At 70.5% G+C, this 25,108-nt stretch carries 33 protein-coding genes; 16 read left to right on the top strand and 17 right to left on the bottom strand.

Annotation, left to right across the window (positions count from 1 at the left end; genetic code table 11):
- From ilvN to NBT67_RS02660, 3 genes are all read right to left on the bottom strand, one after another.
- Entirely contained in the window at positions 1-591 is a 591-nt protein-coding gene (gene ilvN, locus NBT67_RS02670) for an acetolactate synthase small subunit (protein ID WP_251343272.1), read from the bottom strand.
- Positions 588-2,357 (bottom strand): biosynthetic-type acetolactate synthase large subunit, encoded by a 1,770-nt coding sequence (gene ilvB / locus NBT67_RS02665; RefSeq protein ID WP_251343271.1) that lies wholly within the window; start codon positions 2,355-2,357, stop codon positions 588-590. The genes ilvN and ilvB overlap by 4 nt, the downstream gene beginning before the upstream one ends.
- A gap of 340 nt (positions 2,358-2,697) precedes the next feature.
- The gene (locus NBT67_RS02660) at positions 2,698-3,945 is read right to left on the bottom strand and encodes a LeuA family protein (protein ID WP_425498887.1); all 1,248 of its coding nucleotides are present in this window, start codon (positions 3,943-3,945) and stop codon (positions 2,698-2,700) included.
- 213 nt (positions 3,946-4,158) lie between these two features.
- Here NBT67_RS02660 and NBT67_RS02655 point away from each other — a divergent pair, with 213 nt between their 5' ends.
- Together NBT67_RS02655 and NBT67_RS02650 are read left to right on the top strand one after the other, a co-directional pair.
- Complete coding sequence (locus NBT67_RS02655; RefSeq protein WP_251343270.1) at positions 4,159-4,545, top strand: cupin domain-containing protein; 387 nt, start codon at positions 4,159-4,161, stop codon at positions 4,543-4,545.
- Between the two features lie 98 nt (positions 4,546-4,643).
- Positions 4,644-4,937: a DUF5779 family protein gene (locus tag NBT67_RS02650; RefSeq protein WP_343218022.1), complete on the top strand. Its 294-nt coding sequence runs from the start codon at positions 4,644-4,646 to the stop codon at positions 4,935-4,937.
- On the opposite strand, the gene NBT67_RS02645 is transcribed toward NBT67_RS02650, so the two are convergent.
- Entirely contained in the window at positions 4,934-5,635 is a 702-nt protein-coding gene (locus NBT67_RS02645; protein WP_251343269.1) for a VOC family protein, read from the bottom strand. The genes NBT67_RS02650 and NBT67_RS02645 overlap by 4 nt on opposite strands.
- Before the next feature lie 119 nt (positions 5,636-5,754).
- Between NBT67_RS02645 and NBT67_RS02640 the strand changes: the two genes are divergently transcribed.
- From NBT67_RS02640 to NBT67_RS02630, 3 genes are read left to right on the top strand one after another with little or no spacing between them, the layout of a single operon-like run.
- A complete protein-coding gene (locus NBT67_RS02640) occupies positions 5,755-6,432 on the top strand; it encodes a hypothetical protein (RefSeq protein WP_251343268.1) in 678 nt (225 codons plus the stop codon).
- Positions 6,429-6,866, top strand: a complete 438-nt coding sequence (locus NBT67_RS02635) for a JAB/MPN domain protein-containing protein (protein ID WP_425498886.1) — start codon at positions 6,429-6,431, stop codon at positions 6,864-6,866. Before NBT67_RS02640 ends, NBT67_RS02635 begins: the two co-directional genes overlap by 4 nt.
- 2 nt (positions 6,867-6,868) lie before the next feature.
- Positions 6,869-7,744 (top strand): bifunctional 5,10-methylenetetrahydrofolate dehydrogenase/5,10-methenyltetrahydrofolate cyclohydrolase, encoded by an 876-nt coding sequence (locus tag NBT67_RS02630; protein WP_251343267.1) that lies wholly within the window; start codon positions 6,869-6,871, stop codon positions 7,742-7,744.
- Between the two features lie 101 nt (positions 7,745-7,845).
- On the opposite strand, the gene NBT67_RS02625 is transcribed toward NBT67_RS02630, so the two are convergent.
- A complete protein-coding gene (locus NBT67_RS02625) occupies positions 7,846-8,055 on the bottom strand; it encodes a ribbon-helix-helix domain-containing protein (RefSeq protein ID WP_157687798.1) in 210 nt (69 codons plus the stop codon).
- Positions 8,056-8,139: 84 nt separating this feature from the next.
- On the opposite strand from NBT67_RS02625, the gene NBT67_RS02620 reads away from it, so the two are divergent.
- Complete coding sequence (locus NBT67_RS02620; RefSeq protein WP_251343266.1) at positions 8,140-8,466, top strand: DUF2795 domain-containing protein; 327 nt, start codon at positions 8,140-8,142, stop codon at positions 8,464-8,466.
- On the opposite strand, the gene NBT67_RS02615 is transcribed toward NBT67_RS02620, so the two are convergent.
- Positions 8,463-9,128, bottom strand: coding sequence for a helix-turn-helix domain-containing protein (locus tag NBT67_RS02615; RefSeq protein WP_251343265.1), 666 nt, complete (start codon positions 9,126-9,128; stop codon positions 8,463-8,465). The two genes, NBT67_RS02620 and NBT67_RS02615, sit on opposite strands and share 4 nt — an antisense overlap.
- A gap of 151 nt (positions 9,129-9,279) precedes the next feature.
- Here NBT67_RS02615 and NBT67_RS02610 point away from each other — a divergent pair, with 151 nt between their 5' ends.
- Positions 9,280-11,574: a nitric-oxide reductase large subunit gene (locus NBT67_RS02610; RefSeq protein ID WP_251343264.1), complete on the top strand. Its 2,295-nt coding sequence runs from the start codon at positions 9,280-9,282 to the stop codon at positions 11,572-11,574.
- A gap of 24 nt (positions 11,575-11,598) precedes the next feature.
- Here the strand turns inward: NBT67_RS02610 and menE are convergent, their stop codons facing one another.
- The 3 genes from menE to NBT67_RS02595 all read right to left on the bottom strand — a co-directional run bounded on the left by menE (position 11,599) and on the right by NBT67_RS02595 (position 13,898).
- A complete protein-coding gene (menE, locus tag NBT67_RS02605) occupies positions 11,599-13,080 on the bottom strand; it encodes an o-succinylbenzoate--CoA ligase (RefSeq protein ID WP_251343263.1) in 1,482 nt (493 codons plus the stop codon).
- Positions 13,077-13,466 (bottom strand): methylmalonyl-CoA epimerase, encoded by a 390-nt coding sequence (mce, locus tag NBT67_RS02600; RefSeq protein WP_251343262.1) that lies wholly within the window; start codon positions 13,464-13,466, stop codon positions 13,077-13,079. Before mce ends, menE begins: the two co-directional genes overlap by 4 nt.
- Positions 13,467-13,586: 120 nt before the next feature.
- On the bottom strand, positions 13,587-13,898 hold the full coding sequence (locus NBT67_RS02595; protein ID WP_251343261.1) for a hypothetical protein: 312 nt from the start codon (positions 13,896-13,898) through the stop codon (positions 13,587-13,589).
- 113 nt (positions 13,899-14,011) lie between these two features.
- On the opposite strand from NBT67_RS02595, the gene NBT67_RS02590 reads away from it, so the two are divergent.
- Positions 14,012-14,179 (top strand): hypothetical protein, encoded by a 168-nt coding sequence (locus NBT67_RS02590; RefSeq protein ID WP_251343260.1) that lies wholly within the window; start codon positions 14,012-14,014, stop codon positions 14,177-14,179.
- A gap of 22 nt (positions 14,180-14,201) precedes the next feature.
- Here the strand turns inward: NBT67_RS02590 and NBT67_RS02585 are convergent, their stop codons facing one another.
- Entirely contained in the window at positions 14,202-15,881 is a 1,680-nt protein-coding gene (locus tag NBT67_RS02585; protein ID WP_251343259.1) for an acyl-CoA mutase large subunit family protein, read from the bottom strand.
- Between the two features lie 127 nt (positions 15,882-16,008).
- Between NBT67_RS02585 and NBT67_RS02580 the strand changes: the two genes are divergently transcribed.
- The 6 genes from NBT67_RS02580 (at position 16,009) to NBT67_RS02555 (ending at position 19,027) form a co-directional block, all read left to right on the top strand.
- Positions 16,009-16,386 (top strand): SHOCT domain-containing protein, encoded by a 378-nt coding sequence (locus tag NBT67_RS02580; RefSeq protein WP_251343258.1) that lies wholly within the window; start codon positions 16,009-16,011, stop codon positions 16,384-16,386.
- A 49-nt stretch (positions 16,387-16,435) separates the two neighbouring features.
- Positions 16,436-17,206: a creatininase family protein gene (locus tag NBT67_RS02575; RefSeq protein WP_251343257.1), complete on the top strand. Its 771-nt coding sequence runs from the start codon at positions 16,436-16,438 to the stop codon at positions 17,204-17,206.
- A gap of 101 nt (positions 17,207-17,307) precedes the next feature.
- A complete protein-coding gene (locus NBT67_RS02570) occupies positions 17,308-17,703 on the top strand; it encodes a nascent polypeptide-associated complex protein (RefSeq protein ID WP_251343256.1) in 396 nt (131 codons plus the stop codon).
- The gene (locus tag NBT67_RS02565) at positions 17,700-18,428 is read left to right on the top strand and encodes a methyltransferase domain-containing protein (RefSeq protein WP_251343255.1); all 729 of its coding nucleotides are present in this window, start codon (positions 17,700-17,702) and stop codon (positions 18,426-18,428) included. Before NBT67_RS02570 ends, NBT67_RS02565 begins: the two co-directional genes overlap by 4 nt.
- A 60-nt stretch (positions 18,429-18,488) precedes the next feature.
- The gene (locus tag NBT67_RS02560; RefSeq protein WP_251343254.1) at positions 18,489-18,710 is read left to right on the top strand and encodes a hypothetical protein; all 222 of its coding nucleotides are present in this window, start codon (positions 18,489-18,491) and stop codon (positions 18,708-18,710) included.
- Positions 18,707-19,027, top strand: a complete 321-nt coding sequence (locus tag NBT67_RS02555) for a hypothetical protein (RefSeq protein WP_251343253.1) — start codon at positions 18,707-18,709, stop codon at positions 19,025-19,027. Before NBT67_RS02560 ends, NBT67_RS02555 begins: the two co-directional genes overlap by 4 nt.
- Here the strand turns inward: NBT67_RS02555 and NBT67_RS02550 are convergent.
- From NBT67_RS02550 to NBT67_RS02535, 4 genes are all read right to left on the bottom strand, one after another.
- On the bottom strand, positions 19,024-19,614 hold the full coding sequence (locus NBT67_RS02550) for a DUF6517 family protein (protein ID WP_251343252.1): 591 nt from the start codon (positions 19,612-19,614) through the stop codon (positions 19,024-19,026). The two genes, NBT67_RS02555 and NBT67_RS02550, sit on opposite strands and share 4 nt — an antisense overlap.
- Positions 19,615-19,728: 114 nt before the next feature.
- The gene (locus NBT67_RS02545) at positions 19,729-20,046 is read right to left on the bottom strand and encodes a transcription factor S (RefSeq protein WP_251343251.1); all 318 of its coding nucleotides are present in this window, start codon (positions 20,044-20,046) and stop codon (positions 19,729-19,731) included.
- 52 nt (positions 20,047-20,098) lie between these two features.
- On the bottom strand, positions 20,099-20,356 hold the full coding sequence (locus NBT67_RS02540) for a DUF5789 family protein (protein ID WP_251343250.1): 258 nt from the start codon (positions 20,354-20,356) through the stop codon (positions 20,099-20,101).
- 222 nt (positions 20,357-20,578) lie between these two features.
- A complete protein-coding gene (locus NBT67_RS02535) occupies positions 20,579-21,352 on the bottom strand; it encodes an enoyl-CoA hydratase/isomerase family protein (RefSeq protein WP_251343249.1) in 774 nt (257 codons plus the stop codon).
- A 119-nt stretch (positions 21,353-21,471) separates the two neighbouring features.
- Here NBT67_RS02535 and NBT67_RS02530 point away from each other — a divergent pair, with 119 nt between their 5' ends.
- Positions 21,472-21,771, top strand: a complete 300-nt coding sequence (locus NBT67_RS02530) for a DUF7969 family protein (protein ID WP_251343248.1) — start codon at positions 21,472-21,474, stop codon at positions 21,769-21,771.
- A gap of 11 nt (positions 21,772-21,782) precedes the next feature.
- Here NBT67_RS02530 and NBT67_RS02525 read toward each other — a convergent pair whose 3' ends face one another.
- Positions 21,783-22,664, bottom strand: coding sequence for a mechanosensitive ion channel family protein (locus NBT67_RS02525; protein WP_251343247.1), 882 nt, complete (start codon positions 22,662-22,664; stop codon positions 21,783-21,785).
- Between the two features lie 116 nt (positions 22,665-22,780).
- Between NBT67_RS02525 and NBT67_RS02520 the strand changes: the two genes are divergently transcribed.
- Complete coding sequence (locus NBT67_RS02520) at positions 22,781-23,173, top strand: hypothetical protein (RefSeq protein WP_251343246.1); 393 nt, start codon at positions 22,781-22,783, stop codon at positions 23,171-23,173.
- Here the strand turns inward: NBT67_RS02520 and NBT67_RS02515 are convergent.
- Positions 23,170-24,660 carry an RtcB family protein gene (locus NBT67_RS02515; RefSeq protein WP_251343245.1) on the bottom strand — a complete coding sequence of 497 codons (1,491 nt, stop codon included), beginning with the start codon at positions 24,658-24,660 and terminating at the stop codon, positions 23,170-23,172. The two genes, NBT67_RS02520 and NBT67_RS02515, sit on opposite strands and share 4 nt — an antisense overlap.
- A gap of 35 nt (positions 24,661-24,695) precedes the next feature.
- On the bottom strand, positions 24,696-25,106 hold the full coding sequence (locus tag NBT67_RS02510; protein WP_251343244.1) for an archease: 411 nt from the start codon (positions 25,104-25,106) through the stop codon (positions 24,696-24,698).
- Between the last annotated feature and the right edge of the window lie 2 nt (positions 25,107-25,108).

The raw sequence follows: 25,108 nt of genomic DNA, 5'->3' as shown, positions 1-25,108 counted from the left end.
TTATGTCGTCTTGCGGGTGCCGCGTTCGAGCGCCGCGGTGCCGGTTCGGACGATTTCGTGGATGCCGAACCGCCCGAACGTCTCGACTGCGGCGTCGATCTTCTGCTCGCTTCCCGTGATCTCGACCGTCACCGACTCCTGGGAGACGTCGACGGTCTTGCCGTCGTACATCTCCGCCACCGCGCCGACCTGATCCGGCGCGCTCCCGTCCACCTTGATCAGCGCGAGTTCGCGCCGGATGGCGGTGGGTTCGAGTTCCGTGACGGCGATGACCGGGACGAGCTTCTGCAGCTGTTTTTTCGCCTGTTCGATGCCCGGTCGGGGCTCCTCGATTTCGAGCGTGATCCGGGCCCGGTCCCCATCGGTGGTCGGACCCACCGTGAGGCTTTCGATATTGAACTGCCGGCGGCGGAACAGTCCGGAGACGTTCGCCAGCACCCCGGGCTCGTGTTCCACGAGCGCCGAGAGGACGGCCCGCCGGCTCTCCGGCTCCGCCTCCGCCTCGGGGTCGATCCGGATCCCCTGGGAGTTGCGCCGCCCCTCCGGGTCCGGACGCTCCTCCGGTGCGGGACCCTCCAGTCCACCGCTCATAGTTGCTCCTCCGAGAGGGCGAACTTGTCGTTCGCACCGCCGCTCGGCACCATCGGGTAGACGTTCTCCGCGGGATCGATGTGGAAGTCGATCACCGAGGGGCCGTCGTAGGCCAGCGCCTCCTCGACGGCGTCGGCCACCTCGTCGTAGTCGTCGACGCGCCAGCCGCGGGCGCCGAAGGCCTCCGCCAGCTTGTCGAACTCCGGGATCCAGCTGTAGCCGGCGGCCATGTGACGCCCCTCGAAGAAGGCGTCCTGCCACTGGCGCACCATCCCGATGTACTCGTTGTTCAGGATGGCGACGGTGATGTCGAGGTCCTCCCGAACCGCGACCGAGAGCTCCTGAACCGTCATCAGGAAGGAGCCGTCGCCGTCGACGCAGACGACCTCCTCGCCGCCGTCGGAAGCCAGTCGGGCGCCGATGGCCGCGGGGAGCCCGTAGCCCATCGTCCCGAGGCCGTGAGAGGAGACCCACTTGCGCGGCTCGCGGAACGTCCAGTACTGGGACGCCCACATCTGGTGTTGGCCGACGCCCGAGGTGACGATGGCCTCGTCGCTCGTGGCCTCGTCCAGCGCCTCGACGACGAACTGCGGCTTGAGGGGTTCGTCGTCCGGCGCCTTGTAGTCCATCGGATACTCCTCCCGCCACGTCCGGCACTGCTCGCGCCACGCCTCGGCGTCCGGGCCCGCCTCCATCGCGTCGTCGAGCTGTTCGAGGACGCGACCCGCGTCGCCGATCAGCGGGTAGTCCGCGTGGACGTTCTTGCTGATCTCCGCGGGATCGATGTCGACGTGGACCACCTCGGCCTCCGGCGCGAACGTCTCGATGCCGCCCGTGAGGCGGTCGTCGAACCGCGTGCCGACGGCGATCAGCAGGTCGGTGTGGTTGATCGCCATGTTGGCGTAGCCGGTGCCGTGCATGCCCGCCCACGACAGACACAGGTCGTGATCCTCGGGCATGGTGCCGATGCCGGGCATGGTCGTCACGACCGGGATCTCGTACTCGGTCGCGAAGGCCCGCGCCTCCTCGCTGGCCTCGGCCTTCACGACGCCCCCGCCGAACAGGAGGAGGGGCCGCTCGGCCGCCTCGATGGCGCCGGCCGCCGTCGCGACGGCCGCCTCGTCGGCCTCGTCCTGTGGCGTGTACGTCTCCGGCGTCTGTGGCATCCCGGGTTCGCGGTCCGTCTCGCCGTTGGTCACGTCCTTCGGGAGGTCGACGAGCGTCGGCCCCGGACGGCCGCTCCCCGCGAGCGCCACCGCCTCGCCGACGGTGTCGCCGACGGTGTCGGCGTCGCTCGCGAAGTAGTTGTTCTTCGTGATGGGGGCGGTGATGCCCGTCGTGTCCGTCTCCTGGAAGGCGTCGCTGCCGACCATGTCCTGTGGGACCTGGCCGGTCAGCGCCACCACCGCGTCCGAGTCCATGTTGGCGTCGGCGATGCCCGTCACGAGGTTGGTCGCGCCGGGCCCCGACGTCGCCAGGCAGACGCCCGGACGCCCCGACACCACGTTGTAGGCGTCGGCGGCGTGGGCCGCCCCCTGTTCGTGGGCCATCATCACGTGATCGATGTCCGAGTCCCAGAGGGCGTCGTACACCGGCATGATGGCGCCGCCCTGCACGCCGAACATGGTCTCGATGCCGGCGTTCTCGAGGGCGCGCACGGCGGACGTGGCGCCGGACGTGACCTGCGTCGGGGTCGCGTCGCCGTCGCCGGCCTCGGCGTCCGTCGCTTCCTCCGTCTCCCGCTGTTTGGTCGTTCGTTCGCTCATGGTCGTGCCTCCGTCGGTCGGTGACGATACCTCAGTCGCTGTCGATGTGTGTGGGTCATGGTCGAGTGGCCGTCTGGCTCCCTGCGTACGGTACGTTCGTCGGAGAGGATGGTGGGGTGAGGGGCTATAGAGCCCCTACAATGGGCCCGATCCGACCGCTGACCCGGCGCTGTCGACCCCCGACGGGGCCGGCGCTCGCAGCCTGAGTGCGGTCGTCGACGTCGGACCCTCGCATCGTACCCGTTCGGTCCCGCTCCGAGCGTATAACTGTTTCCGTCCGGCTCGGCCGTCGAGGGAACCACCCGCCGCTCCACGGGTGGAGCGAACGGGGGGCCGGCCATCAGGCGCGGACCTCCTCCTCGCGCGTGACGTTCTCCTCGCGGGCGAACCGCCGGAGATCGGCCATCGTGACGCGCTGTTTGTCCGCGCCGTAGTCCTTGACCAGTCGCGTGACCGCCCGGACCTCCGAGTCGGTGGGCGCGTAGCCGATCTCCTCGAGACGCTTGCGCACCGAGTGGGTGCCCGTGTGCTTGCCCAGCACGAACTCCCGGGTCGCACCCACCATCTGCGGGGTCATCACGCCCGGCTCGAACGTGTCCGAGTTCTCGATGACGCCCGCGGCGTGGATGCCGCTCTCGTGGGAGAAGGCGTTCCGACCCACCACGGGCTTGTTCGGCGGGTTGGGGATGTCGCTGTACTCCTCGACCATCCGGGACAGCTCCGTGATCCGGGTGGTGTCGATCCCCGTGTCGACGTCGTAGAGCGCCTCGGAGGCCATCACGACCTCCTCGAAGGCGGCGTTGCCGGCGCGCTCGCCGATGCCGTTGACCGACACCTGGGCCTGCGCGGCGCCGGCCTCGAACCCGGCGATGGCGTTCGCCGTCGCCAGGCCGAAGTCGTCGTGGGCGTGCACGTCGACCTCGGCGTCGGTGTTCTCGCGGACCATCCGCACCAGGTCCATGAAGCGCGTGGGCGTCGCCACCCCGCACGTGTCCGGAATGTTGATCCAGTCGGTTCCCGCATCGCTGACCGCCTCGACCATCTCGACGAGGAAGTCGTCGTCGGTCCGGGTGGCGTCCATCGGCGAGAACATACACTCCACGCCCGCCTCCTTCACGCGCTCGACGCAGGCGACCGCGCGGTCGACCGCCTCCTCGCGCGAGGCGTGCATGGAGTCCTGCAACTGCACGTCGCTCGTGCTCACGAAGACGTGGACCAGTTCCACGCCCGACTCGATCGCCGCCTCCACGTCCTCGTCGACGACGCGGGCGAGACCACACACCGTCGTGTCGGTGGCGTTCGAGATGTCCCGGACCGCCTCGAACTCCGCGTCCGAGTTGACCGGGAACCCAGCCTCGATGACGTGGGTGCCCATGTCGTCGAGTAGTTCGGCGATGTCCCGCTTCTCGTCGTAACTGAACGACGTGCGTGGCGACTGCTCGCCGTCTCGTAGCGTCGTGTCGAAAATTCGTACACCGTCTATCTCACCAGTGCGGGCCAGCGTGCCCTGGAAGAACTCGATCCGCCGGGGTCTCCGACGAATCCTCCATGTCGTTAGACATTGTATCCTACAAGAGGACACGCCCACTATAAAAGCTTGTCCCTGTGGCCTCGGCTATCACCCACCTGATTCGTTCGGTCGTCACCCCGTCGAGTCCGCCGATTCACACCTCTCGGCACCGAGAGAGGTGACCAGCCGTCGACGGTCCCGCGGTCGATTCGGCGGGGCGCTCCGGCCGACACCGCAGGGCCGCACACGTTCGGCACAACCCTCCCGGCCCTGGCGCGACGAGGTCGGCCCATGCCACGGGTCGACTTCGACGCCGAACGCGACTACGACGACGAGGAGTTCGCCGCGAACGTCGCCTTCCGGAGCGACCGGGCGAAGGTGATCTGTGCCTTCTTCGAACCCGGGCAGTTCATTCCGGTCCACGCGCCGGGGAGCGACCTGGTCGTCACGATCAGGTCCGGCACGGGCGTCGTCCGCGACGGGGACACCGACCGCCGGGTCGACGCCGGCGACGTCGTCGTCGTCCCCGCCGACACCGAGCGCGGGATCCGGGCCGACGAGGGGTCGCGACTGGAGGCGCTCGTGGTGGCCGCGCCGCCGCCGACCGACGCCGAACACGAACCGGTCCGGCGGGGGCTCCGCCGCGGCGAGTTCGATCCCGACCGAGGCTCCCCGTGAGTCGCCGCCGGTGTCCCGCCATCCGCCCGGCGGACGTCGGCGAGCGGGACCCGGAGGACGCCCGAACGCTTTTCTCTCGGCCCCACGAGCGTAGAGCCATGAGCGAGTTCGACCTCGACCTCCGGAACGCGGAGGAGCAACTGGAGGGCGGTGACGACGGCGGGTCCGAGGTCGTCCTCGGCGTCCTCGACGGGGGCACCGACCCCGACGAGTGGATCGGGGCCGTCGAGGCCGGCAAGATCCTCGTGTTGAACGTCGAGGGGGATCTGAACCGCCTCGCCGCCGGCTTCGCCCGCGAGGTCAGGGACGCCGGCGGGACGCTGATGCGCTTCCGTGGCTTCCTCGTCGTGACGCCGCCCGGCGTCGGCATCGACACCGACCGACTCTCCTAACGCCGGAACGTGAGCCAGTGGCCGTCGGCGTCGCGAACCCGAACCCCGTCGTCGAGGGCGACCCGTTCGGCCGTCCACGGCGCCAGCGCCGCGGCCGCCGCGTCGGGATCGGCCGTCTCGAACCCCAGGTCGACGTGGACGCCCCCGCGGGCGTCCGCGATCCCCAGGTGTGGCTCCCAGAGTTCGAGGTCCATCGGCCCCCGGAGCCGCATCCGCCGGCGCGCCGACCCGCGGTCGACCGGGTCGAAGCCGAGCGCCTCGAACCGCTCGACCGCCGCGTCGAGGGCGGCCACCTCCAGGACCACCTCGAAGATCCCCGTCGGCGGGCCGGGGTCGGCCTCCGTCCCGTCCCCGTCGGCCGGATCGAGCCCACCGACCTCGACGCAGTTGCCGTCCGGATCGTAGACGTACAGCGACTCGACGTCCCCGAAGGTCGCCGTCTCGGGGTCGAGGTCGGCCAGTCGCGCTCGCCACCCGTCACCCGTTCCCGGGGCAGCCGAGAACGCGAAGTGCGTGTGGAGGCCGCCCCGCGGGAGGCCGTCCGGCCGCCGCAGGCACAGGTCCGTCTCGCCGACCGGGAGGACCACCTCCCGGTCCGACGCCGCGACGGGAGTCAGGCCGAACCGATCGGCGTAGAACCCGCGGGCCGCGTCGAGGTCGGTCACCTCCAACGCCAGGTGGGACAGTCGGGTGAGCACGGAGCCCGATAGGGGCGGGGAGGGGTTAACTCCCGTCCCGTGCCCTGCCCCGTCGCGGGACGACGGTCGCCCGGCCCCGCGGATCGAGGGTTTATGCGCGTCCCGACCCAGGGGTCGGTATGCCACTGAAGGGCGGTCGCGCGGACGTACGGGAGATCGACCGCTGGGACGGCGGCGTCGGCTGGATCGCCTATCCCGACGAGCGGATGCAGCGGGCGAGCCACGCCCTCGCCGCCGACGACGAGGTGTGGGTGATCGACCCGGTCGACGCGCCGGGCGTGGACGACCTGCTCGCGGACCTGGGCGACGTCGTCGGGGTCGCGATCTGTCTCGACCGACACGAACGCGACGCCGGGGCGGTCGCGACCCGACACGACGTGCCGGTGTACGTCCCCGAGTGGATGGAGGGGGTGGCGTCGGACGTCGACGCGCCGGTCGAGCGCTTCGGATCCGAACTCGGCGACTCGGGCTACCGCGTCCGGCGGGTCCGCGACGCCTCGCTCCCGCCGTGGCAGGAGGCCGCGCTCCACACCGACGACACGCTCCTGGTGCCCGAGGCGGTCGGCACCGCCTCCTTCTTCCGCGCCGGGTCGGAACGTCTCGGCGTCCATCCCATGCTTCGCCCCGTCCCGCCGCGGCGGGCGCTGGGCGACCTCTCGCCGGAGCGGATTCTCGTCGGCCACGGCGAGGGCGTCTTCGAGGACGCGACCGCCGCGCTCAGGGACGCCCTCGACGGTGCCCGCCGCCGACTGCCCGCCGCGTACGCGAAGATGATCCGCGAGATGGTGCTGGGGTGACCCGCGCGGACGCCGACGGGGTCCCGGTGTACGCGACCCGTGGCCTCGTCGAGATGCTGCTCGAACGCGCCGTCGACGCCGAGCCCTCGCGGGTGAACGCCGTCCTCGACGCGACGCCGGCCGGGGAGTTCGAGACGGATCTGGGCGTCGACCCGGAGACGCCGATCCTCAGCCACGTCTACCTCCCCGCGGCGGGCCGGGCCGTCAGCGACGTGTTCGGCGTCGACCTCGGTACGCCCGCCGGTCGGGGGCGGGCCCGTTTTCTCACCCACCCCCAGGGGCCGGCGGAACTCACCCGCCGCGACGACCTGGCCGGCGTCGTGTTGCTCGCGGTGCCGCCGTGGGAGGAGTTGCTCGCCTTCGACCGCCGGGGCCGACGTCTCCCGCTGACGGTGGTCGACGCCGAACCGCCCGCCGAATCCGTCCCCGAGTGACCGTGTCCGAGCCCCGACGACTCGCCGGCCGCGGTCCCGCGGACGCCCTCCGGGAGGCCGCGCTCGACCGCCTGGACGACTGCCGGGCGGCGGGCGTCGATCCGTCCCTGGCGACGGTCCTCGTGAGCGACGACCCCGCGGATCGGGCGTTCATGGACCGGAAACACGACCTGTGTTCGGAGGTCGGGATCGACAGCCGCCGGGTCGACCTCCCGCCCGACGCGCCCGCGGAGCGGGTCTACCGAACCGTCGCCGACCTCGGCGCGGACCCGGCGGTGACCGCGCTGTTCGTCCAGATTCCCCTCCCGGATCACGTCGACGAGAGCGAGGTGCGACGGCGCGTCCCCCCCGAGAAGGACGTGGACTGCTTCCACCCGGAGAACGTCGGGCGACTGGTCGCGGGCGATCCGCGCGTGCGCCCGGTGACGTCCCGTGCGGTCGATCGGTTGCTCGACGCCCACGACGTGACGGTCGCCGGACGGGACGCCGTCGTCGTCGGCCGCGGGACGGCCATCGGCGTCCCCCTCGCGCACCTGTGCTGTCGGCGCGACGCCACGGTCACCGTCTGTCACTCGCGGACCCGGGACCTGGCCGAGCGGACCCGCGCGGCCGACCTCCTCGTCACCGCCGCGGGGACGCCCGGACTGATCGACGGCTCGATGGTCTCCCCCGGCGTCGTGGTCGTGGACGTGAGCGTCAACCGGGTCGACGGAGGCGTCGTCGGCGACGTCGACGCCGAGAGCGTCGGGGAGCGGGCGGCGGCGGTGACGCCCGTCCCCGGCGGGGTCGGGCCGCTGACGATGGCCTGTCTGCTCGACAACGTCGTCCGGGTCAGCGCCGCCGGGGCGGGCGTCGAGGTGGGCGGGCAGTCGGGGTAGCCGGGCAGTCGGGGGAGCCGGGCAGTCGGGGGAGCCGGGCAGTCGGGAAGCCGGGCAGTCGGGGGAGCCGGGCAGTCGGGAAGCCGAGGTCGGGTGGACGCTCAGTCGAGGTAGCCGAGGTCGGCCAACTGGTCGGCGATCTCCTCGAACTCCGCCTCGGTCAGTTCGCCGCGGCGCTGGTGCTGGATGACGATGCTCCGGAGGAGAAAGCGAACCAGGTCGCTCGTGCTGGAGAAGCTGGTGCCCTCGATGGTCTCCTCGACGCGGTCGCCGAGTTCCTTCGGGATGGAAACCGTCGTGTACTCGGTCATAGCGGTGCCACGGGTGCCGGCGGGATATACCCGTCGCGATCCGAAGGGCGGTCGTTTTTAGTGGTGCGCCGACAAGGCCCGGTAATGGCAGCCAGGCCGCCACAGCAGGACACGTCGTCACCGGATGCGGTCGAGTTCGGCATCGCCGCACTGGTCGGCCACCTCGACGGGGCGGACATCGAGTACCCGGCCACCAGGGAGGAGGTCGTCCGCGCCCTCGGCGACCCGGCCGTGCCGTACGACGCCTCGGGCAACAGCGTCGCGCTCTCGGAGGCGATGGAGGCGCTCCCGAAGCGGACCTTCGAGTCCGAACAGGAACTCCTCGACCTGCTCCACCCCGTCTTCGAGGAGTACCGCGTGTCGGCGAGCGGCAGCCTGCTCGGGCGGCTCCGGGCGATGCTCCCCTTCTAGCTCACGGCCCGCGGCGACTCGTCGAGCGCCACGTCCAGTCGGTCGGCGACGAACTCCTTGATCACGCGCTCCTCGGCACGGTGGAGCGTGACGCTCGCCGTCGACTTCGCCAGGTCGGCCTCGTCGGCCACCTCGGTCAGCGTGCTCTCCCGCGGCGTGTCGTAGTACCCCATCTCGACGGCCGTCACCAGCAGCCGCCGCTGCTGGTCGGTGAGCAGGTCCGGCGGCTCCGAGGCGTCGTACACCCGGTTGAGGGTGTAGGACATGCCGAACGTCTCCAGTTGCTGGCCGAACGCCGAGAGGCGGTCCCGCGAGGCCGTGAGTTCGACGACCGCCTGTCCGTCCCGGATCGTCAGCGGCAGTTCGAGTGGCGCCCCCGACTCCCGAATCGACAGCAGGAGGAGCGGTTCGCTCGTCTCGAACTGGACGATGGCGGTGTCGTCGGTGCGCTGCATCAGCTGCACCGAGTCGATCCCCGCCCGGTCCTCCAACCCGTCGAGGACGGCGGGCATCTCCTCGCTCTCGATCTCCAGCAGGCCGAAGCCGGCGTCCCCCGAGGGCACCGCCGAGAGGACCCGGAACGTCGTCGACGGGAACTCCCGCGAGAGCTCGCCGATCCAGATGGCCGACGGCAGGTCGATGGTGAGCTTGGCGTATGGCATGACCCTAGGCGGACGGACGCCGTCCACCGCCACGGGGATTTACCCGAACACGTTCGGATTCAGTCGCCGGAAGGTCCCCAGATCCCGGGAACGGACCCGAATATGTTCGGACCAACGCCCAACACGACGCCGGGCCGAACCTCGGAACGTGATGAAGGTACGCAGACAGACGCTCGCGAAACTGCTGCTCGTCGTGTTCGTCGGCAACCTCGTCGTGATGGGCGCGGGGGCCTGGTACTCCTACCAGCAGGCCCCGCCCATCCCACAGGAGTTCGTCGGCCCGGACGGCGAGACGGTCGCGACCGGTGACGCGATCCGCGAGGGTAAGACCGTCTTCCAGTCCGACGCGCTGATGAACCACGGATCGATCCTCGGCAACGGCGCGTACTTCGGCAGCGACTACACCGCGGACGCGCTGGACCGGAAGATCCGGTACATGCAGGGCTACTACGCGGAGCAACGCTACGGCAGCGACTACGACGCGCTGACCGGGGCCGAACAGGCCGCGGTCGACCGCCTCGTGGAGGCGGACCTCGCCTCCACGGACACGACTGCGCCGGTGGAGTACTCCGCGGCGGAGGCGTACGCCCACCGGCAGGTGCGTGCGGACTACGTCGAGCGGTACCACGAGGGGAGTCGCGAACACGGGCTCCCGGCGGGCACCATCGAATCCGCCGACGAGGCACGGGCCTTCGCCGACTTCGCCCTCTGGACGGCGTGGATCTCCCACACCGAACGGCCGGGGACGGATCACACCTACACCAACGACTGGCCCTACGCCCCCCTCGCCGGCAACGAACCGACCGCGGGGACGATGACCTGGAGCGTGATCGCCATGGTGTTGCTCGTCGCCGGGGCGGGGATCGGCGTCTGGCTCTACAAGTCGGTCGAACTCCCCGAACCGGAGACCGAGGGAGTGTCGATCCCCCACCCCGACGACATCGACCTCCTGCCGAGTCAGCGGGCGGCGACCCGCTTCATCCCCATCGGGGCGGCGCTTTTCCTCGGACAGGTGTTGCTCGGCGGGTTGCTGGCCCACTACTACGTCGAGCGCGACGGCTTCTTCGGCGTCGGCGAACTCCTCGGGATCGACGTGTTGAGCCTCCTGCCGTTCGCGCTCGCGAAGACCTACCACATCGACCTCGGGGTGCTCTGGATCGCCACCCTGTGGCTCGGCGCCGGCCTCTTCCTCCCGCCGCTCCTGACGGGGACGGAACCCCCGAACCAGAAGCGGTACGTTCACGTGCTGATCGGCGCCCTGCTGGTCGTCGTCGTGGGCGGCTTCGCCGGCATCTGGCTCGGCGCCAACGGCTACATCGACGGCGACCTCTGGTGGATCATCGGCAACGAGGGGCTGGAGTATCTGGAGGTGGGCCGCCTCTGGCAGGTCGGCCTGCTCGCCGGCTTCGTCCTCTGGGCGGGGCTCGTCGCCCGCGGGTTCAAGCCCCTGCTCGACCGCGAGGAACCCTTCGGCCTCGCACACATGATCCTCTATGCCGGCGGCTCCATCGCCCTGCTGTTCACGGCGGGGCTGTTCTACACCCCCCAGACCAACATCGTCGTCACCGAGTTCTGGCGGTGGTGGGTGGTCCACATGTGGGTCGAGGGCGCCTTCGAGTTCTTCATCGTCGCCATCGTCGGCATCACGCTGGTGTCGATGAACCTGCTCAAGCGCCGCTCCGCCGAGAAGGCGGTCATGTTCGAGGCGCTGTTCGTGATGGGCTCGGGCGTCATCGGCGTCTCCCACCACTACTGGTGGATCGGCCAGCCCGACATCTGGCTCCCCTTCGGCTCCGTCTTCTCGACGCTCGAACTCATCCCGCTCGTGCTCATCCTCTTCGAGGCGCTCAACGAGTACCGCGCGCTCGCCACCGCCGGCGAGTCGTTCCCCTACTCGCTGCCCTTCGCGTTCATCATCGCGTCGGGCGTCTGGAACTTCGTCGGCGCCGGCGTACTCGGCTTCTTCATCAACCTCCCGATCATCAACTACTACGAGCACGGCACCTACCTGACGGTCGGCCACGCCCACGCGGCCATGTTCGGCGCCTTCGGCTTGCTCGCGCTCGGCATGGTCACCTACATGCTCCGCATCTCGGTCGCGCCGGGGGAGTGGAACCCCAGGCGGCTGAAGTGGGCCTTCTGGCTCTGGAACGCCGGCCTCGCGATCATGGTGTTCGGCTCCGTCCTCCCGGTGGGCTTCCTGCAACTCGAAACCGCCTTCACCGCCAACTACGACGCCGCCCGGAGCCTGGCGTTCTACAACCGCGACCTGATCCAACTGCTGTTCTGGGCGCGCCTGCCCGGCGACACCCTCCTCATCCTCGGGACCGCCGTCTTCGTCTGGGACACCGTGAAACAACGGTTCGCGCTCCGTGACACCTCGATGCCCGCGAGCGTGCCCGGATCGAGCGCCATCTCCAGTCGCGTCCTCCCCGAGGACGACTGAACCGCCCCTCCGCTCCGTCGCCGGCTAGTCGCGGAGCCGGTCCCGCACCGCCTCCCGGCGCACCGTCCCCGAGTCGGTCCGCGGGATCGCGTCGGCGAAGCGGATCGTCCGCGGCACCTTGTACCCCGCCAGTCGCGTCCGGCAGTGCGCGTCGAGGGCGTCGGCCGAGGGGGCCGCACCCTCGCGCGGGACGACCAGCGCGGCGACGCGTTCGCCCCACTCCTCGTCCGGCAGGCCCACGACCGCCGCGTCGGCCACGTCGGGGTGAGCGCGGAGGCGGTCGGCCACCTCCGCGGGCGCGACGTTCTCGCCGCCCGTGACGATCAGGTCGTCGACCCGGCCGATCACCCACAGGCGTCCGTCGTCGTCGCGATAGCCGACGTCGCCGGTTCGGAGACCGTCGGGCCCGAACGCGTCGCCGCGACCGTCGAGGTAGCCCGGCGTCACCGTCGGCCCGGAGACGACGAGTTCGCCGGGATCGCCGCTCGGGCGCTCGTCGCCGGCCTCGTCGCGGACGGTCACCGCGGTCCGGAACAGCGGCCGGCCGACGGTGCCGGGGTGCGCCCGCGCCTCCTCGGGGGTGGCCGTCGCGACCTGTGAGGCCGTCTCCGTCATGCCGTAGGTGGGACAGACCGGCACGTCGCGCGCCGCGGATCGGTCGAGGAGCGACTCGGTCGCCGGCGCGCCGCCGAGCAGGACTGCCCGCAGGGACTCCCCGAGCGATCCCTCCGTCGCGTCGAGCAGGCGGGAGAGGGTCGTCGGCACCAGCGACGTGGCCGTCACGTCGTAGCGGTCGAAGTCGGCGGCGACGGCGTCGGCGTCGAACGACGCCCGGAGGACGACCGTCATGCCGTACAGCGGTCCCCGGAAGACGGGCGTGAACCCGCCGACGTGGTGGAGCGGGAGCGCGACGTGCCACGTCTCCGCGCGGTCGAGACCGAGGCGGAACGCGGAGGCGACGGCGCTCGCGAGGAGGTTGCCGAGGGTCAGCCGCACCCCCTTCGGATCGCCCGTCGTCCCGGAGGTGAAGGGGACGACAACCGTCGCGTCGCGCCGCCAGTCGTGCGGGACGACCGGGTCGGGCGAGCGCGCGTCGAGGGCGGCCCCGCCGTCCGCGTCGCCGTCGACCGAGACGACGGGCACGGACGACGACCCGTCGGCCGCCTCGACCGCCGCGGTCGCCGTCGAGGCGTCACAGACGAGCGTCGTCACCTCGGCCCGCTCCAGTCGGTCGGCGAGTTCGTCGGGCGTGAGTCGGGGATCGAGGGGGACGAGCGTGGCGCCCAGCCGGATCGCCGCGTGGATCACCCGGACGGTCGCCGGACCGGTCGGGAGGACGACCCCGAGTCGGTCGCCTGCGCGGACGCCGAGGGCCGCGAGTCGGCCGGCGGTTCGGTCCACTGCGGTATCGAGGTCGGCGACCGTCCACCGCTCGTCGGCGTCGGCGTCGATCAGCGCCGTCGCGTCCGGACGCACGTCGACCCGGTGGGTGAGCGGGTCGTTCATTCGTGCTCGACGAACTCCACGAGGACGCCGCCCGTCGACTCGGGATGGAGGAAGGCGACGTCGTGACCCCAGGCGCCCGGCCGCGGTTCCTCGTCGACGAGGTCGATCCCGTGGTCCCGGGCGACGTCGAGGGCGGCCGCCACGTCCGCCGTCGCGAACGCGACGTGGTGGACGCCGGGCCCCGACCGGTCGAGCGAGCGGGCGACCGGTCCCTCGTCCTCGGTCGGTTCCAGCAGTTCCAGGTACCCGTTCCCCAAGTCCAGAAAGCGGACGTCGAGGCCGTCGAACGGCTCCCGGTGGGCGACCGGGGCGTCGAGGAGGGTCCCGAACAGGTCGGTCAACTGGTCGGCGTCGTGCGTGGCGATGCCGACGTGATCGAAGCGCATACGCCCACTCCCGGGCGCGCGGACAAATAGCCTGCGTGGGGAGTCGTACGGACGATCGTAACTGCGTCCCGGTGGTTCGCCGGATCGTCGCGGCGAACTGACGACTGACAATAAACCGTGTCAGGACTCGTCGTCCGCGTCCTCGTCTTCGTCGTCCGCCGTCGAGAAGGGCGACTCCTCGACGGGGACGCTCTCGACGGTCCGTGCGCGGTCGGCGAGATCCGAGATGTAGTGCAGCGCGATGGGAATCGTCTCGTCGTCCTTGAAGAGTTTGAACCGACCGTCGACGAACCCGAGATACTCCGGATCCTCCCCCAGCGGCTCGATCCGCAGCACCCAGTCGGGGCCGTGCGCGTTCAGCCAGTTGGCGATCTCGTTGCCCGTGATCGTGTCTCGGTCGAGTTCGTCGCCCGGTGATCCGGTCTCGCTCATCACCCGGAGAATGGACGGTGGCGATAAAACGTTGTTCCTACCCGGGAGGCTACCCGCCCGCTCGACGGCCACCACAACCTATAATACCGGTGGATCAGATATCATAATGAAAGATGATGAATGATTCGGACGGGGTCGACTGTCCGCTCTGCCGGACGGGGATGCCGAATCCAGCGGAGCTTCGGATCCACCTGATGGTGGAACACCGGAAGAGCACCGTGATCGACGAGTACATCGACCGGCTGGACCGCGGGGATCGGTCGCTGATCGTCTCCCCCTGATCGCGGCGCGTGTCCGGATCGACTACCGGCCCGGCTGGTACTCCCCGAACTCGTCGCGGAGGACGTTCGATATCTCGCCGACGGTCGCGTAGGCCTTCACCGCGTCAACGATGGGCGGGAGGAGGTTGTCGTCGCCGCGGGCGGTCTCACGGAGCGCCGAGAGCGCCGCCTCGACGTCCTCGTCGTCGCGCTCCGCGCGAACCGTCTCCAGGCGGTCGACCTGCCGGCGCTCGTCCTCCTCGGTCACCTCCTCCAGGTCGACCTCGGGGTCCTCGTCCTCGACCCGGAACTCGTTGACGCCGACGATGATCCGCTCGCCCTCCTCGATCTCCTGTTGCCGGTCGAAGGCCACGTCCTGAATCTGGCCCTGGACCCACTGGGACTTCACGGCTTCCAGCATCCCGCCGCGCTCGTCGACCTCCGCCAGCAGGTCGAAGGCCTCGCGCTCCAGGTCGTCGGTCAGCGACTCGACGTAGTAGCTCCCGGCGAGGGGGTCGATGGTGTCGGCGGCGCCCGACTCGTGGGCGAGGATCTGCTGCGTTCTGAGCGCCGTCCGGACGCTCTGTTCCGTCGGCAGGGAGAGCGCCTCGTCCTTGCCGTTGGTGTGGAGGCTCTGGGTGCCCCCCAGCACCGCCGCGAGCGCCTGGTAGGCCACCCGGACGACGTTGTTGTCGATCTGCTGGGCGGTCAGCGTCGATCCGCCGGTCTGGGTGTGGAACTTCAACTGCTTGGACTTCGGGTTCTCGGCACCGAAGCGCTCCTCCATGATCCGTGCCCACATGCGTCGGGCGGCCCGGAACTTCGCCACCTCCTCGAAGATGTTGTTGTGGGCGTTGAAGAAAAAGGAGAGCTGTGGCGCGAACTCGTCGACGTCGAGGCCGGCGTCGAGGGCGGCGTTCACGTACTCGATGCCGTTGCCGAGGGTGAAGGCGATCTCCTGGGCGGCGGTCGACCCCGCCTCGCGGATGTGATAGCCCGAGATGGAGATGGTGTTGAACTTCGGCGTCTCCTCGGCACAGAACTCGAAGATGTCGGTGATGAGGCGCATGGAGGGCTCCGGCGGGTAGATGTAGAGGTTGCGCGCGATGTACTCCTTCATGATGTCGTTCTGGATCGTGCCCCGGAGCTCCGAGCGGTCGACCCCCTGCTGGTCGCCGATGGCGACGTACATCGCCAGCAGGATGGCGGCGGGCGCGTTGATCGTCATGCTCGTCGACACCTCCGAGAGCGGAATGCCGTCGAACACCGTCTCCATGTCCCGCAGGCTGTCGATGGCGACGCCGGACTTCCCCACCTCGCCCGCCGCCATCGCGGCGTCGGAGTCGTACCCCATCTGCGTCGGCAGGTCGAAGGCCATCGACAGCCCCGTCTGCCCCTCGTCGAGCAGGTAGTTGAACCGCTCGTTGGTCTCGCTCGCGGTCCCCATGCCCGCGTACTGGCGCATGGTCCACAGCCGACCGCGGTACATCGTCGAGTAGACGCCCCGAGTGTAGGGCTCCTCGCCCGGGAACCCCACGTCCTCCCGGTAGTCCAGGTCGGCCACGTCCGCGGGGGTGTAGAGCGGGTCGACCTCCTGCCCGCCGGTGTCGGTCGTGAAGGTGTCCGTTCGCTCCCCGAACCGGTCCACGGTCGGCCCGTAGGAGTCGGCCTCCCACTCCGCCTTGGCCTCGCGGATCCGTTCGAGGTCGTCGGGGTCGAACATGGCCGGGGGGAGGGCCGCCGCGACCTTAAGCCTTCGAGGGCGACGTTCACAGCCGATTCCCGGAACTCGGGAAGCGGCGCCGGCAGTTAAGCCCGCCGCGAACGGACCTATAATCGAGGTGAGCACGATGCAACTACCCATCCAGATCCCCGGTATCGCCCCACTGGCACAGTGGCACCCCGGGCCACACGGCCCCGGCCCGCACGGCCCCGGCCCGCACGGCCCCCACTGGGGTGGCGGCCCCCACTGGGGCGCCGGACCGACCGGCGGAATGGGTATGGGCGGCGCCGGCCTCGGCGTCGGTGGCTGGTGGCTCGTGCTCCTGACCGCCCTCCTGATCGTCGGCCTGGTCGCCGCGGCCCTGTACCTGACGGCCCGCGCGGGCGGCGACGGGACGGCCGACGACGGCGCCCGCGCGACCCTTCGCGAGCGGTACGCCGCCGGCGACCTCGACGACGAGGAGTTCGAACGGCGCCGGGACCGCCTGACCGGGCGGGCGGGCTGAGCCGCGGGTCACACACGTTAAGGGTCCGCCCGCCCGCGGTACGGGTAGGATGTACCTCGCAGACGAGACCTGGCCGGAACTGGACGACTACTTCGACGACGAGTCGCTCGCGCTCGTGCCCCTCGGATCGACCGAACAGCACGGCCCCCACCTCCCGCTGGCGACCGACCACCTCATCGCCGAGGCCTTCGCCAGCGAGGCGGCCCGCCGCACCGGCTTCCTCCGGACCCCGACGATCAACGTCGGCGTCAGCCCCCACCACCGCCAGTTCACCGGCACCATGTGGGTCGACGCCCCCGAGTTCCGCGACTACGTGGAGTCGTTCACGCGCAACCTCGCCTACCACGGCATCGACCGCGTGATCTACGTCAACGCCCACGGCGGCAACGTCGAACACCTGCGCGAGGTGGGTCGCCGACTCCGCGACGACGAGGAACTCTACGCAGTCGAGTGGATGTGGAACGACAGCATCCCCGAACTCGTCGACGACCTGTTCGAACAGAACGGCCCGCACGGGGGACCGAAGGAGACGGCGATGATCCAGCACCTCCGCCCGGAGCTCGTCCGCGAGGACCGCCTGGCCGAGGCGCGGGACGGCGGCGTTCCCGACGTGGAGGCGGCCGACACGATCAGACACGGCGCACGGACGTTCTACGACGCCGCCGACAACACCGGCAACGGCGTCCTCGGCGACCAGACCGACGCCACCGCCGAGAAGGGCGAGCGGATGTTCGAGGCGGCGAGCGACCAGCTCTGCCAGCTCTGCGAGTGGCTCGACGCCCAGACGTTCGCGGACCTGATGCCGAAGTCACACGTGTAGTCCCCGCGGAGCGACCGCCGCGGCGGCGCACGACGCCGGGCGTCGACCCGGGACGGCGGTCCTTCGCCATGCTTTTGCCGCCACATCCCCACCCTCGACCCATGTTTGGTGGCGGCGGCGGCATGAATCCACGGAAGATGAAACAGATGATGAAACAGATGGGCATCGACGTGTCCGAACTCGACGCCGAGGAGGTCGTCATCCGGACGGCCGACGAGGAACTCGTCTTCTCGGACGTCCAGGTGACGCGCATGGACGCCCAGGGCCAGGAGACCTACCAGGTCGTCGGCGAACCCGAGAGTCGCCCGGCCGGCACCGGGACGGCCGGCGCCGTCGAGGCGGGTGACGACGGGGCGGACGAGGCGGACGACGACGGCATCCCCCAGGACGACGTGGAACTCGTCGCGATGCGGGCCGGCGCGAGCGAAGACGCGGCCCGCGAGGCCCTCGAAGCGGCCGACGGCGACCTGGCGGCGGCCGTCGCCCGACTGGAGTGATCCTGCTGGTCCGCGGCGACCGGGAGTACCTCCGGGCGCCCGGCGAGGAACTCCAGACCGACCTCGGCGTCCTGACCGTCCCCGAGGACGTGGAACCGGGGGACCGACTCGAGACCCACCTCGGCGAGGAGTTCGTCGTCCGCGAGCCGCGGGGCCCGGACCTGTTCGATCACTTCGAGCGGACGGGGGCGCCGATGATGCCCCGGGACGTGGGGCTGGTGATCGGCATGACGGGCGCCGCGGCCGGCGACCGGGTCCTCGATGCGGGCACCGGGACGGGCGTCCTCGCGGCCTACCTCGGCCGCATCGAGGCGACGGTGCGGACCTACGAGTGCGACCCCGAGTTCGCGGCGGTGGCCCGGGAGAACATGCGCCTCGCCGGCGTCGAGGACCGGGTCGACGTGCGGACGGGCGACGTGACCGACGCGCTCGACGAACTGGCCGAGGGACCGGGGTTCGACCTCTGCACCCTCGACACCGCGGACGCGCCGTCCGTCGTCCGGCGGGCGCCGGACCTCCTCGAAAGCGGCGGGTTCGTCGTCGTCTACTCGCCGTTCGTCGAGGGGACGCGCGACGCCGTCGCCGCCGCCGAGGACGTCGGCCTGACCGACGTGGAGACCCACGAGACGATCCAGCGGCGGATGACGTTCGACGAGCGCGGGTCGCGGCCGGACACCCGCGGCGTCGGCCACACCGGCTACCTCACGGTCGCCCGCCTGCTGTAGGCGGTCCGGAGCCGTCGACCGTGCCGACCGTATAAGTACGTGGCCGCCGAACCGGCGGGTATGAGTCGGGAGCGCGGCGCCGAGATCGACGACGTGCGAACCTGGCCCGAACTGGCGGTGGGACTGTACGAGCGACTCACCGGCCGCGGTGCCGAGATCACCTACGAGTTCGACGACCTGGAGATCCGCGTCCCGGATCGGATGGGTCCCGACGCCGACCACGCGCGCTGGCGCCTCGACGGCACCGTCCGCATCCGGACCCGCGAGCGCGAGCGCGAGTGAGCGACCCGGATCGTCCGCTCGACGTGTACGCCGACCTGACCGTCGACGTCGGCGACGCCACGGTGTCGATCCGGGGGTACGGCGACCTCGTTGTCGTCCGGGCACCGTCGCTCGCCGCGGCGAGGGCGCTGTCGTCCGGGGGCCGGACCGTCCTCGACCACCTGCGCGACGCCGACGTCACCCTCGACCTCCGGGTCCGCGGCCACAGCGTCGCGCGGGCGGGACCGGCACACGAACCCGGCCGCCTCTCGCGCGCCCTCGGTGTCGACCCCGCACGGATCAGCCTCGGCGGCCTCCTGTGTTCCCTGCTTGATTAACCCGTCCCGCGGATCAGTCCGAACAGGTCCGCGCGGAACGTCTCGGGGTCGAGGGTGGCGCCGAGGCGCTCACCGACGTCGTCCTCGACCGACCCGTCGACGGCGGCCACGCCCCGCGGGTAGGCGCCGCCGGCGAGCCTGAACGCCCGGTCTGGCGCCCACACCGCGAGCCAGCCGTCGACGGCGAGGGTCACGCCCCCGACCGGACACCGGGCGTCGTATCGGAACAGGCGCGCGTCCGCGTCGCCGACCCGGAGCGACCGGCGCTCGGCCCGGTCGACGGCGGTGAACCCCCGGTCGACGAGGCGGTCGGCGAACCCGCGACTCGCGCGACTCGCGACGAGACCGCGGAGCGCGCCCGTCACCGGCGGCGACGGGGCGAGTTCGAGTCGGGCGGCGAGGAAGAACCGCCAGCTTCGGTCGAGACCGGTCCGCTCCCGGACGGTTTCGCGGAGTCGGTCGTCCTCGTACAGCAGGATGCGGGCGGTGACGGTGAGCCCCGCCGCCGAAAACGGCGTCTCGGTGGCGTCGGTCGCCAGTCGCCAGCCGGCCAGTCGCTCGCTCGGGACCGACGGCGGCGAGACCATCGTCGCGTGAACGGCGTCGGCCACCATATACCTTGGGCGACCGGCCGCTCGGTCGCCGTCACGCCGGCGCGAGCGCCGCGGGCACACCGGTCGACCGACGCGCGAGGAGCGGGGTCAGTGGTCGTCTTCGCGCCACTTGTGTTCGCACTCGGTACAGACGAAAAAGCGGGTCTCGGACTCGTCGGCGGCGCGGATCTGCTGCATGTACCAGTAGGCTTCGTCGTTGTCACACTCCGGGCAGTCGGCGCTCGTCGTCGGGAGGCCGCTCGACTCGCCGCCGGACTCGATGATCTCCGACTCCTCCTGGGCCTGCGTCGTGACCATGCCCGCCTCCGCCGCGGCGTCGCGCGGCGTCTCGTGACCACACTGCGTACAGACCCACACGCCGTCCTCCGTCTGCATCATCGATCCGCATTCGTCGCAGAACTCCATGGTGGCTCGAACCCTGACGCTCGACGGTCTTTAACCCACGGATACGCCGGGCTCAGGCGTCGCCCTCGGACTGTCCCGGTTCGCCGACGGCCTCCACCGGGAGGACGTTCTGGAGTTCCGCGAACAGTTCGTCCGGGCCGTGGAAGGCGTCGCTCCCGAGTTCGGAGACGAGTTCCCCGAGGTTCGACTCCCCGTCCGCGAACAGTACGGTCACGTCGGCGAACTCCGCGGCGGCGTCGTCGCGAGTGACCGGGTAGTCGAGTCGCTCGAAGGCCGACTCGACGCGATTCAGTTTGATGCGTTCGCCCATGCCGGGGCGTTGGACCCCTCGACACTTAGAGGTAGGCCCGAGCCGGCGGGACGCGCCGCGAGCGCGACCGTGATGCGCGTGGGGCCGGAACCGGGGCCGAGATGGGCGTGCTGGATCCGGACCGGCGGGGGCTCGCGCTCGGCCTCGCGCGGATGGCCGACGCCATCGGGAGTCGGGGCTGGGGGAGGTGACTGAGTACTGAGTTCGCGTCCCCGCCCGCGATCACTCGAACTCGGGGTCGCGCTTCTCGACGAAGGCCGCCATCCCCTCGCGCTGGTCGGGCGTGCCGAACAGGCCGCTCCAGGCCCGTCGCTCCACGGTGAGGCCGCCCTCGCCGCCGGTCTCGTGGTAGGCGTTCAGCGCCTCCTTCGCGGCGTGGAGGGCGTGGCGCGGCTTCGACGCCAGTTCGGCCGCCATCTCGTCGACGTGGTCGTAGAGGTCGTCGTGCGCGACGACGTCGCCGACCAGCCCCCGCTCGTAGGCGTCGGACGCGTCGAGGCGGTCGCCGAAGAAGATCAGCCGCCGGGCCGTCTCGTCGGGGACGAGCCGCTGGAGGAGCTGGGTGCCGCCCCAGCCGGGGATGATGCCCAGGTCGATCTCGGTCTGGCCGATGACGGCGCGCTCGCTCGCCACCCGCAGGTCGCAGGCGAGGGCGAACTCGCAGCCGCCGCCGAAGGCGTAGCCGTTGATGGCGGCGATGGTGACGCCGGGGAACTCGATCAGGTCGCGAACGATCCCCTGTCCCCGCTCGGCGTAGGCCAGCGCCTCGGGCGTCGAGAACTCCTTCATGTAGTCGATGTCGGCGCCGGCGATGAACGCGTCGTCGCCGGCCCCCGTGAGGATCAGCACGCGCGCCGCCTCCGATTCGGCCGCCGCGATCGCCTCGGCGATCTCGTCCAGCGTCTCGGTGTTCATCGCGTTCAGCGCGTCGGGACGGTCGACCGTGAGACGGGCGACATCGTCGGAAACCTCGAGCGTGACGGTGTTCCAGGACACGCCCGTCCGGAGGTCGGCCAGGGGGTTAATCGTTCGGGAAGGAGGCGGCTGGCGCCCGCTGTACCGTACACGCCGACCGCCAGCCCGCAGTATAAGTCCGTCTCGCCCCTACGATCGGTATGGGCTACCCGGTCACCTACCACTGTCCGCGGTGCGAGGCGGTCGTCGAACTCGAACGCGAGGGGTACCTGGCCGACAAGTCGGTGACCCCCTACCCGCTGGAGGGGTGGACCTACGTCGACGCCGACGGGGACGTGGAGGCCGCGGACGGCGTCCGGTTCGTCTGCGGCGAGGACGGCACCCTCCGCGACGACGAGTCCGGGTGTGGCGACCCCTTCTATCTGAGCTACGTCCGCTTCGAGGGGGGCGAACCGGTCGAGCCGCGGCCGGAGAGCGAGTACGTCCGACTCGATCCGTAACCCCGGATCGCTCAGTCGCCGGTCGCCGACTCGATCCCACCGACCCCCGTCACATCGACCCCGCCCGTGAGCTCCGTGTGGGGGTACGGCATGTCGATTCCCTCGGCGTCGAATCGCTCCTTGACCGCCTCGACGAACCGCGCCCGAACGGCGCCGTAGCCGTGTTCCCGGGGGTCGATCCAGAGTCGCCCGGAGAGGACGACCGCCGAGTCGCCCAGTCCCGTGACGGGCGCCGTCGGTTCGGGGGCGTCGAGGGCGCCGTCGACTCCCGCACCCTCGTCGACGATGGCCGCCCGTGCCCGCTCGATGTCGTCGCCGTAGCCGATGCCGAAGTCGACCGAGACCCGCCGCCTGTCGTTCGCCACGTTGTTCACCACCGCCGCGTTGGCCAGGTCGGCGTTCGGGACGGTGACCAACTGGTTGTCGAACGTATCGAGTTTCGTCACGCGCAGGTGGATCTCCCGAACGACGCCGTCGTTCCCACCCCATTCGATCCAGTCGCCGGCCGTGAACGGTTCGTCCTGGATGATGAACACGCCGGCGACGAAGTTGGCGATGAGGTCCTGTGCGGCGAAGCCGACGGCGAGTGCGAGCGCACCCGCGAGCGTCGCGAACGCCGCGAGGACGATCCCGAACCCGGCGACCGTCGCGGCCAGGGCGACCGCGAGAACCCCGGTGATCGCCACCGCCGTACTCACCGCGAGGCCGACGAGCGTCTCCTCGAACTCGCGGCGTTCGAGCGACTCCCTGACGACCCGAGCCACGACCGACGTTCCAACCAGGTAGACGATCACGAAGACGGCGAGGAACAACACGACGGTCGTGACCGCGCTCACGACCGGCGGGACGTACGCCTCCGGATCGAGCGCGAACCCCTGTTGAAGTGGGAACATACGACAGTCGGTTGCCGGCGATTCATCTTAACTACTTGTGACGTTTCGGTCGTCCGGCGTGTCTCCGCGGCTCGACCGACATCGGCATTTATGAACTGACAGGTCGTACGGAACGCATGACCCCGTTACAGGTCCCCGGAGGGGACGTCGTCGGCCTCGCGGTGATCGGATCGGTCCTCCTCATCGGTCTCGCCTTCTTCGGGGCCATCCTCTACGCCGAGCATCGCAAGGAGATGAAACTCATCGAGTCGGGGCAGTACCCGGCCACGCGCCAGGACGCGGGGACCTGGGTGCTGGCCGCCGGCCTCCTGTTGCTCGCGCTCGGCCTCGCGGACCTGCTTCGTGCCGTCTGGCTGGGCGCCGTCCCCGAGGACGGCCTCACGCTCACCCTCCTCGGGGTCGCCGCACTGGCGTATTTCGCGTTCCGGCGACGCGAGGCGCGGCGCTCGACGGACTCCGGGACGGGGACGCCGGCCGACCGGGACGACACTGCCGGGAACGAGGACTAACCCTTGATGTTACAGACCGGATACGTCCGCGCCACCTTGTCGCCGATGCCCAGTTCGTCCGAGACGCGGACCACCTCGTCGACGTCCTTGTAGACGCCGGGGGCCTCCTCTGCCACCGTCGCGCCGCTCTGGGCCTTGACGTAGACGTGTTGCTGATCCCGGAGTTCGTCCCGAACCGTCTCCCCCCAGAACTCGTTTTTCGCCTGCGTCCGGCTCATGAGTCGGCCGGCGCCGTGGGCCGTCGAGCCGAAGGTGAGGTCCATCGACGCCTCGCCGCCCCGGAGGACGTAGCTCCCGGCGCCCATGCTCCCGGGGATGATGATCGGCTGGCCGACGTCGCGGTAGGCCGTGGGCACCTCGGGGTGGCCGGCAGGGAACGCCCGCGTCGCGCCCTTCCGGTGGACGTAGAGTTCGCGCTCCTCGCGGTCGGCGTCGCCGCCTCCCGCCGGGTCGCCCCCGACCTCGTGGACCTCCTTTTTCGCGATGTTGTGGGCCACGTCGTACAGCAGGTGCATGTCCATCGACTCCCACGAGCGGTCGAAGACCCGCTCGAACACCTGCCGGACCCGGTGCATGATCAGCTGGCGGTTCACCCACGCGAAGTTGATGCAGGCACACATCGCCCCGTAGTACGCCTCGGCGAGCTCCGACCCCGCGGGCGCGGCGGCGAGTTCCTTGTCGGGCAACTCCGCCAGCAGGTCGCCGTGTCGCTTCTCGATTTTCCGGAGGTAGTCGGTGCAGGTCTGGTGGCCCAGCCCCCGACTGCCACAGTGGATCAGGACGACGACCTGATCGGGTTCGAGGCCGTACGCGTCGGCCACGTCCTCGCGGTAGACGTCGGTCACCCGCTGAACCTCGAGGAAGTGGTTACCGCTCCCCAGACTCCCCAACTGGTTTTTCCCGCGGTCCTTCGCCTTCTGCGAGACGGCGTCGGGGTCCGCGTCGGGCCGGCGGCCCTCGTCCTCGCAGTGCTCCAGGTCGTCGGGGACGGCCCACCCTTCCTCGAGCGCCCAGTCGACGCCGCGGGAGAGGACCGCCTCGACGGTGTCCCTGTCGCCCTCGACGATGCCGCCCCCGCCGAGCCCCGAGGGGACGTTCGCGAAGAGGGCCTCGACGAGTTCCTCCTCGTGGCCCCGCACGTCGTCGTAGGTGAGGTTGGTTCGCATCATTCTTACGCCGCAATTGATATCGTAACCAACCGCTCCAGGCGATATACAGCCGGTTTTCGCGTCCGTCGCCCCCACGCCGCCGACGGGGAAGCCGTACCCCTGGTGGCCGTCGGGCATGCAGACGGCGTGGCCGGTCATGCCGGGCAGGTGAGTCGCGTTCTTGAGTTGCTGGAGCGTCTTGTCGTCGCCGATCTGCTCCAGCAGCGACTCGCTCGCCAGCACCCGCGCGGGGACGCGCATGTCGCCCTCCCGCGGAATCTCCCAGACGTGTTCCCGGACCCGTTCGAGGGTGATCCCGTCGAACTCGCGCGTGGTCATGTGTGAGCCGAGGGGATCGACGCGGGAATACGTTACTACACGTCGAGGACGACGTACGCCTCCCACCCGTCGTCGGTTCGCTCGACGCGCATCTCGGAGTAGGTCACCGCCTTCACGTCCCGAGCGGTGACGTCCGCGAACGGCACGCCCCGGGCGCTGGCCTCGATCACCCACGCCCCGTCCGCCTCCCGGACCGTCGCCTCGTTGGCGACGGGGAGGACGCCCCGCACGTCGCGTTCGTAGATCAGTTGATCGAGGTAGTCGAACAGCAGGGCCTCCAGTCCCTCGGCGCGGACGGAGAGCGAGAAGCGCTCGCCCGTCTCGGGGATCTCGTCGCAGGTGGCGGCCGCGAGGCCGTCGGCGACGGCGGCGAACGTCTCGCCGAGGGACTCCCCCGACGCCGCGACGGCGACGTCGGCGGTGTGGGGTCGGAGTTCGAAGCTCATCG

Source organism: Haloplanus sp. GDY1, from assembly GCF_023703775.1.
Lineage (GTDB): Archaea > Halobacteriota > Halobacteria > Halobacteriales > Haloferacaceae > Haloplanus > Haloplanus halophilus.
This window is presented reverse-complemented; position numbering and strand designations above follow the sequence as displayed.

What these genes read in the sequence shown, in the direction of transcription:
- ilvN (WP_251343272.1), bottom strand. Translation starts at nt 591, where the DNA reads ATGAGCGGTGGACTGGAGGGTCCCGCACCGGAGGAGCGTCCGGACCCG.
- ilvB (WP_251343271.1), bottom strand. Translation starts at nt 2,357, where the DNA reads ATGAGCGAACGAACGACCAAACAGCGGGAGACGGAGGAAGCGACGGAC.
- NBT67_RS02655 (WP_251343270.1), top strand. Translation starts at nt 4,159, where the DNA reads ATGCCACGGGTCGACTTCGACGCCGAACGCGACTACGACGACGAGGAG.
- NBT67_RS02650 (WP_343218022.1), top strand. Translation starts at nt 4,644, where the DNA reads ATGAGCGAGTTCGACCTCGACCTCCGGAACGCGGAGGAGCAACTGGAG.
- NBT67_RS02640 (WP_251343268.1), top strand. Translation starts at nt 5,755, where the DNA reads ATGCCACTGAAGGGCGGTCGCGCGGACGTACGGGAGATCGACCGCTGG.
- NBT67_RS02625 (WP_157687798.1), bottom strand. Translation starts at nt 8,055, where the DNA reads ATGACCGAGTACACGACGGTTTCCATCCCGAAGGAACTCGGCGACCGC.
- NBT67_RS02620 (WP_251343266.1), top strand. Translation starts at nt 8,140, where the DNA reads ATGGCAGCCAGGCCGCCACAGCAGGACACGTCGTCACCGGATGCGGTC.
- NBT67_RS02615 (WP_251343265.1), bottom strand. Translation starts at nt 9,128, where the DNA reads ATGCCATACGCCAAGCTCACCATCGACCTGCCGTCGGCCATCTGGATC.
- NBT67_RS02610 (WP_251343264.1), top strand. Translation starts at nt 9,280, where the DNA reads ATGAAGGTACGCAGACAGACGCTCGCGAAACTGCTGCTCGTCGTGTTC.
- menE (WP_251343263.1), bottom strand. Translation starts at nt 13,080, where the DNA reads ATGAACGACCCGCTCACCCACCGGGTCGACGTGCGTCCGGACGCGACG.
- mce (WP_251343262.1), bottom strand. Translation starts at nt 13,466, where the DNA reads ATGCGCTTCGATCACGTCGGCATCGCCACGCACGACGCCGACCAGTTG.
- NBT67_RS02595 (WP_251343261.1), bottom strand. Translation starts at nt 13,898, where the DNA reads ATGAGCGAGACCGGATCACCGGGCGACGAACTCGACCGAGACACGATC.
- NBT67_RS02590 (WP_251343260.1), top strand. Translation starts at nt 14,012, where the DNA reads ATGATGAATGATTCGGACGGGGTCGACTGTCCGCTCTGCCGGACGGGG.
- NBT67_RS02585 (WP_251343259.1), bottom strand. Translation starts at nt 15,881, where the DNA reads ATGTTCGACCCCGACGACCTCGAACGGATCCGCGAGGCCAAGGCGGAG.
- NBT67_RS02580 (WP_251343258.1), top strand. Translation starts at nt 16,009, where the DNA reads ATGCAACTACCCATCCAGATCCCCGGTATCGCCCCACTGGCACAGTGG.
- NBT67_RS02575 (WP_251343257.1), top strand. Translation starts at nt 16,436, where the DNA reads ATGTACCTCGCAGACGAGACCTGGCCGGAACTGGACGACTACTTCGAC.
- NBT67_RS02570 (WP_251343256.1), top strand. Translation starts at nt 17,308, where the DNA reads ATGTTTGGTGGCGGCGGCGGCATGAATCCACGGAAGATGAAACAGATG.
- NBT67_RS02560 (WP_251343254.1), top strand. Translation starts at nt 18,489, where the DNA reads ATGAGTCGGGAGCGCGGCGCCGAGATCGACGACGTGCGAACCTGGCCC.
- NBT67_RS02550 (WP_251343252.1), bottom strand. Translation starts at nt 19,614, where the DNA reads ATGGTCTCGCCGCCGTCGGTCCCGAGCGAGCGACTGGCCGGCTGGCGA.
- NBT67_RS02545 (WP_251343251.1), bottom strand. Translation starts at nt 20,046, where the DNA reads ATGGAGTTCTGCGACGAATGCGGATCGATGATGCAGACGGAGGACGGC.
- NBT67_RS02540 (WP_251343250.1), bottom strand. Translation starts at nt 20,356, where the DNA reads ATGGGCGAACGCATCAAACTGAATCGCGTCGAGTCGGCCTTCGAGCGA.
- NBT67_RS02530 (WP_251343248.1), top strand. Translation starts at nt 21,472, where the DNA reads ATGGGCTACCCGGTCACCTACCACTGTCCGCGGTGCGAGGCGGTCGTC.
- NBT67_RS02525 (WP_251343247.1), bottom strand. Translation starts at nt 22,664, where the DNA reads ATGTTCCCACTTCAACAGGGGTTCGCGCTCGATCCGGAGGCGTACGTC.
- NBT67_RS02520 (WP_251343246.1), top strand. Translation starts at nt 22,781, where the DNA reads ATGACCCCGTTACAGGTCCCCGGAGGGGACGTCGTCGGCCTCGCGGTG.
- NBT67_RS02515 (WP_251343245.1), bottom strand. Translation starts at nt 24,660, where the DNA reads ATGACCACGCGCGAGTTCGACGGGATCACCCTCGAACGGGTCCGGGAA.
- NBT67_RS02510 (WP_251343244.1), bottom strand. Translation starts at nt 25,106, where the DNA reads ATGAGCTTCGAACTCCGACCCCACACCGCCGACGTCGCCGTCGCGGCG.